We start from the raw sequence: 5,455 nt of genomic DNA, 5'->3' as shown, positions 1-5,455 counted from the left end.
AGATAGGGCTGCCGCGCGATCATCTCGGCCGGCGGATGCCAGTCCGGCCACTCCGCCTTGCGGCTGACGCTCTGCACGCCGGACCAGGTGAAGCCTTCGCGGCCGACGCCGACGCCATAACGGATCGCACGGCCGTTGCCGAGCACGTAGTAGAGATAGGTGTTGTTGGTATCGATCAGGATGGTGCCGGCCGGCTCGCTGCGGTCGAAGCCGACGATCTGCTTGCGCAGGCGATCGGGCAGTTGGGCATCCTCGTCAGCCGCCTGCGGCGCCTCATTCACGTAGCCGGGCGAGTAAACCTGGTCCTGCGGGTACGCCTGCGGGTGCATCGGCGCATAGCCGAAAGTTTGTCCGCTCGCGGCGCCGAAGGGCACCGTGGCCAAAGCGGTTGCGAAGGCAAATGCGGTGACGGCGCGCGGCGAAAAGCTGCGACGGAGTGCCGAGAACTTTGTCATGTGCTGCCCCGTTGGATGTCTGCATCAGGGTGATGCGCTTTCCATGAACTCCGCAGGCACGATCCGAGTTCCGGCACGGCGCGCGGCAGCCTTGTCACAGTCAAGCGAGCACGGGTTCACGAAGCCGCGATGGAACCGCGGCGAGGCTCGCGCATTATCACCGTCAATGGGCGCGCGGATCGAAGCTTCCGTGCCGGAGAGAGATTGTGCGCGTCCTTCCCAGTGAACGTCTGATCCCCGACAACAGCGAAGGCGAGCCGCTTCCCGAGAGCCGTAGTGAGCTACCGCCGGTCATCCGCCGTACCGAGTTTGTTGCCTTCGCGCTCGCTGGCTTGCTCCTGATCGCGGTCGTCACCGTGCTCTATCTCGGAAGGGCGTTCTTCCTCCCGGTGGTGATGGCCTTCGTCACCGGCACCATGCTGTCGCCGGCTGCGAATTTCCTCGAACGTTGCAAGGTGCCGCGCGGGCTCGGCGCCGCCCTGATCGTGATCGCGGTGACCGCCGTTGTCGCCTTCGTTGTCACGCTGATCGCTTCCCCCGCCATGGAATGGAGCACGCGCCTGCCGGAGCTCGGCGCGCAGCTGAAAGACAAGCTGCACGTGCTCGATCGGCCGCTGGTGCTTTGGCGTGAGCTGCAAGGCATGGTCGGCGGCTCGGAGGAATTCCCGAGCTTCCAGATGCCGAAGGTCGAGTGGGTGCAGCCGACGCTGGAATTTCTGTCACCGACCTTTACTGAATTTCTGCTGTTCTTCGTCACCCTCATTCTGTTCATCGCAAGCTGGCGCGACCTGCGGCGGGCGCTGATCATGACTTTCAGCGATCGTGACGCGCGGCTGCGTACGCTGCGGATTCTCAACGAGATCGAGGTCCATCTCGGCAATTATCTGTTGATGGTCACCGTCATCAATGTCGGCGTCGGCGTCGCCACCGGCATCATCTGCGCGCTCACTGGCATGCCCAATCCGGCCGGGCTCGGCGCGCTGGCGGCAACGCTCAATTTCATCCCGATCATCGGACCGGTCGCGATGTTCGTCGTGCTGGTCGTGGTAGGGCTGGTCGCGTTCCCGACCATCAGCGGCGGCCTCATGGCCGCGCTCGCCTTCGGCGGCCTCACCTTCCTGGAAGGACACTTCATCACCCCGACCATCATCGGCCGGCGGCTGGCGCTGAACGCACTTGCGGTCCTGCTTGCGCTGGCATTCTGGACCTGGATGTGGGGCCCGATGGGCGCCTTCCTGTCGTCGCCGCTGCTAATCGTGGCCCTGATCCTCAAGGAGCATCTGTTGCCGGCGGATGCGCCGCAGCTGCCGCAGGACTGACCGGTTTCCGCGAACGGAACTTCCCCGATGACGAAACGTTCTCCGGCTATCTCAGCCGTCAACAGTTCGGAGCTCCTGATGTCCACGCCCAATGCCGAAGCCGGGATGAGAGACTGGACCGACAAAGCCACCAGAGAACGCCTCGAGAAGGATGTAGCAGCCGTGAAAAGCGATATCGCCGCCCTCACCGACCAGATCACCGACGCGCTCAATACCTTCGCCAATTCCACCAGCAAGCAGGCCCGCCGCGGCTATCGCCAGGCGCGCGAGAACATGGATTCCGCGATGGACGACATGTCGGAGCGCGGCAGTGCAATGATGGGCGCGGCCCAGGAGGCCTACGGATCGATCGAGGAGACGCTCGAAGACGCGATTACGCAGCGGCCGCTCGCGACCGTCGGGCTGGCGCTCGGCATCGGCTTCCTGATCGGTGCCGCCTGGCGCCGGTAGGCAGCGCGAACGGATATCCGAGACGGCGGCGCTACCGCACCGCCGACGCCGGCTTGCGGACGATTCGGCTTGTGGGGATTTGAGGAGCAAGGCCATGTTTCAGCGCATCATCGACGGGATCAGTGCATCCACCGGTACGACTATGCGGCTGACCTCCCTGGCCGCGGGCGCGGCGTTCGCGCTGTTCATCACCACGTGCTTCCTGTGCGCGGCGGCTTTCATCTCGGTGCTCAATAAGTATGGTCCGGTGCAGGCTTGCCTGGCGGGTGCCGGCGTCTTCTTTCTGCTGACCCTGGCCGCAGCGGTGAGCTACTGGGCCTACAAGCGGGAGTTGCGCAAGCAAGCCCAGATCGCGGCCGAGCGGGCCGCGAAGTCGGCGGCGCAAAGCATGCTCGCAGACCCCATGCTGCTCGCCACCGGGCTCCAGATCGTTCGTGCTATCGGCGTCAAGCGGCTGCTGCCGATCCTGGCGATCGGCGGCGTCGCCCTCGGCATCATGGCGAGCCGTGCCGGGGTCTCCGACGAGGTATCGGCCGAACCGGCCGAGTAACGGTCCGAGCGGGTTAGAAAATTTCGTTTATAAGTACTGCGAGCATCTCCCGAGTCTGACACAGGCGTCGCCGCGCAATTTTTCGCCAGGCGGCACGAATGCACCCACTCACGCAAACGCTACTCGGATGGGCAGGGGGTTGCCGGTAAAAGCATCACCCTGATTCCCAAAGCTATTTTACTCAATGAAACCTTCTGTCAAAGCGAACCTCTCGGCATTCCAGCACGACGCCCGGCTGTATTTGACGCTCGGCATCGCCAATTGGTCGGTTTTCGTCGATCACATCCCGAACAACGTCGTCAACCTTCTGACGCTGCGCAACTTCGGCTTCAGCGGCGCCGCCGACCTGTTCGTGTTCGTGGTGGGTTACGGCGTCGCGATCATCCACGGCCGGATCGCGCTGGAGCGCGGCTATGTCGTCGCCGCGACGCGCATCTTCCGTCGCGTCTGGCGGCTCTATGCCGCCTATGTCGTGCTGTTCGTCATCTATATCGACACCATCGCCTACGTCGCCTCGCAGTCGATGGCGCCGGAAATCATCCATGAATACAACATCTCGGGGATTCTAGAGCACCCGCTGCGCATCCTGGTCCGCGGCCTCGTGCTCCAGGAGGAGCCGCTGAACCTCGATCTCCTGCAGCTGATGATCCCGCTGATGGCCTTTTTTCCGTTCGCACTGTGGGGCCTATTGCGGTGGCCAAACCTGACGTTGGCGGCATCGATCGCGCTGTATCTTACCGCACGCTGGTTCGACTGGAATTTTCGGGTCTATCCCGACCAGGAGTGGACCTTCAATCCGCTGTGCTGGCAGATGCTGATGGTGCTCGGGGGCTGGTTCGCCGTGACTGGCGCGCCCGGGCGCGCCCTACGCGACATGCCCTGGCTGCGGATTCTCGCCGGGGCCTATCTCGTATTCGCGATGGCCGTCACCTTGCTGCGCCATTCGCCGGCATTGTCCGCTTATTTGCCGGACCTTCTCCTCGACAGCATCGCACCGACGGACAAGGAAAACCTTGCACCCTATCGCGTGGTTCACTTCCTCGCGCTCGCCTTCCTCGCGACCCACCTCATTCCGGCCGATCACCCCGGGCTGCGGCTGAAGCCGCTCCAGGCCGTCATCAGATGCGGCGAGGAATGGCTCGCCGTGTTCTGCGTCGGGGTGTTCCTGTCCTTCGCCGGCCATCTCATCCTGATCACCAGCGCCAATCTGGTGGTGATGCAGATCGTGGTGAGCCTCGCCGGATTCGCCGCGATGAGCGCCGTGGCCTACTACGTCGCCTGGTCGAAATGGCAGGATCTGCCCGCCGCCTTGCGGCAGCAGGCCTAAAGCGCGATGCGATCAGCATGCATCGCCAGCCCGCTTTGGGCTGTTGTTTGAGCATGATCGTTCGGAAAACCGCTGCGCACTTTTCCGGATCATGCTTTGGCCGTCGCGATTCCGCTAGGTTGGCCGCCGCGGCTGCGCTATCCCGGAGCAGGAGCGGGTTGCGCGGGGAGACCGGGCGTGGTGAGGGCGAATGGCGGGGGTGACAGGGCCGACAGCGCTCCTCGGCGCGGCCGGCCGCGATCGATCGAAACCAGCAACGCCATTCTCGAAAGCGCCTATGCGCTGATGGCTTCCACCGGCCTTGCCGCTACCACCATCGACGCGGTCGCCCGCCACTCCAGCGTCTCCAAGATGACGATCTACAAATGGTGGCCGTCGCGCGAAGGGATCGTGGGCCCAGCGCGACTCATACAGCGGCTTCAGTTTGCGGCGGATGTCGTTGCCGAGGAAGCCGGCGATCTCGTCGATGCCATGCGCGGCAATGGCGCCTTCGCCGGAATCTTCCAGCGCGCGCGCAAAGCTGCCGCCGAAAAAGCCTTCGATGCAGGGCTGGCCGAACGGGCGGATGTGGTAGGTGCCCATCTCGGTGCGCATGGTGGCGCCGCGCAAATTGCCTTCCTTCGGGAAGGCTTCGGCATCTTCGAGCGCCAGCGTCACCTTGTCGTCGACGCCGAGCGGCAGGCCGGCTGCTGCGTCGACCTTGGACGGCAAGGGCGGTGAGAAGCGGATTGCTTCATCGGCAATCAGGGTGGTCGGGACGGTGACGATCACCTTGTCCGCGGTCAGCGTGCCCTGAGATGTCTCGATGCGGATGCGCCTGTCAGAATGATCGATCAGCGCGACCTTGCAGTCCAACGCCACCGGGCAAGAGGCGCCATAGGCGGCAATCAGCGCGCCATAGCCGCGCCGGACGCGCCAGTTGAGGTCACTGTCCTCATAGGCATCCCAGTCCAGCGTCGACATGTCTTTCAATTCGCAGCCGTTGATGTAGGTCGAGACCGCGTCGATCATCGGATTCCAGCGATTGCCGGGCTCCAGGCTCAGGCTCGCGGGCTCGTCCTTGCCCTTTTGCGCGGCCTGCCAGAGGCGCTCGTAGAACGTACCCATCGCGCGCAGGAAATCGTCGCGCTCGCTTTGCGGAAACGCGTTGCCATAGGCGCGCTCGCGCCAGGGCGGCAGGTCCTTGTTGAGCTCGAAACCCAGCTGTTTCGCGATTGCGACGAAGGAGTTCTTGTCCGCCGAGTGCAGCCAGCCGCAGCCGACGTCGAAGGTCACTTCAGGCGAGGCCTGCACGGTCCAGGCCCGGCCGCCGAGCCTGTTACGCGCCTCCAGCACGATCACGGCAAGGCCGCGG

The 5,455-nt window shown here is 64.1% G+C and carries 5 protein-coding genes and 2 pseudogenes; 5 read left to right on the top strand and 2 right to left on the bottom strand.

Annotated elements, in window-relative coordinates:
* Positions 1 to 455, bottom strand: a 455-nt coding sequence (locus tag MOV75_RS26100; protein ID WP_247006840.1) for a L,D-transpeptidase, incomplete at its 3' end; no start/stop codon positions are given.
* A 206-nt stretch (positions 456 to 661) separates the two neighbouring features.
* Between MOV75_RS26100 and MOV75_RS26095 the strand changes: the two genes are divergently transcribed.
* The 5 genes and pseudogenes from MOV75_RS26095 to MOV75_RS26075 form a co-directional block, all read left to right on the top strand.
* On the top strand, positions 662 to 1,774 hold the full coding sequence (locus MOV75_RS26095) for an AI-2E family transporter (protein WP_246920282.1): 1,113 nt from the start codon (positions 662 to 664) through the stop codon (positions 1,772 to 1,774).
* A 78-nt stretch (positions 1,775 to 1,852) separates the two neighbouring features.
* Complete coding sequence (locus tag MOV75_RS26090) at positions 1,853 to 2,224, top strand: YqjD family protein (protein WP_246920280.1); 372 nt, start codon at positions 1,853 to 1,855, stop codon at positions 2,222 to 2,224.
* A gap of 94 nt (positions 2,225 to 2,318) precedes the next feature.
* A complete protein-coding gene (locus MOV75_RS26085) occupies positions 2,319 to 2,774 on the top strand; it encodes a hypothetical protein (RefSeq protein WP_246920279.1) in 456 nt (151 codons plus the stop codon).
* Between the two features lie 184 nt (positions 2,775 to 2,958).
* Complete coding sequence (locus MOV75_RS26080; protein ID WP_247006839.1) at positions 2,959 to 4,101, top strand: OpgC domain-containing protein; 1,143 nt, start codon at positions 2,959 to 2,961, stop codon at positions 4,099 to 4,101.
* Between the two features lie 285 nt (positions 4,102 to 4,386).
* Positions 4,387 to 4,434, top strand: a pseudogene (locus tag MOV75_RS26075) (hypothetical protein); the annotation flags it as partial.
* Positions 4,435 to 4,476: 42 nt separating this feature from the next.
* Here MOV75_RS26075 and MOV75_RS26070 read toward each other — a convergent pair.
* Positions 4,477 to 5,455, bottom strand: a pseudogene (locus tag MOV75_RS26070) (flavin monoamine oxidase family protein); the annotation flags it as partial.

The sequence above is a fragment of the Bradyrhizobium sp. PRIMUS42 genome (genome assembly GCF_023006515.1).
Classification (GTDB): domain Bacteria; phylum Pseudomonadota; class Alphaproteobacteria; order Rhizobiales; family Xanthobacteraceae; genus Bradyrhizobium.
The sequence above is the reverse complement of the archived record's forward strand: the minus strand, read 5'-3'. Positions and strand labels throughout refer to the sequence as shown.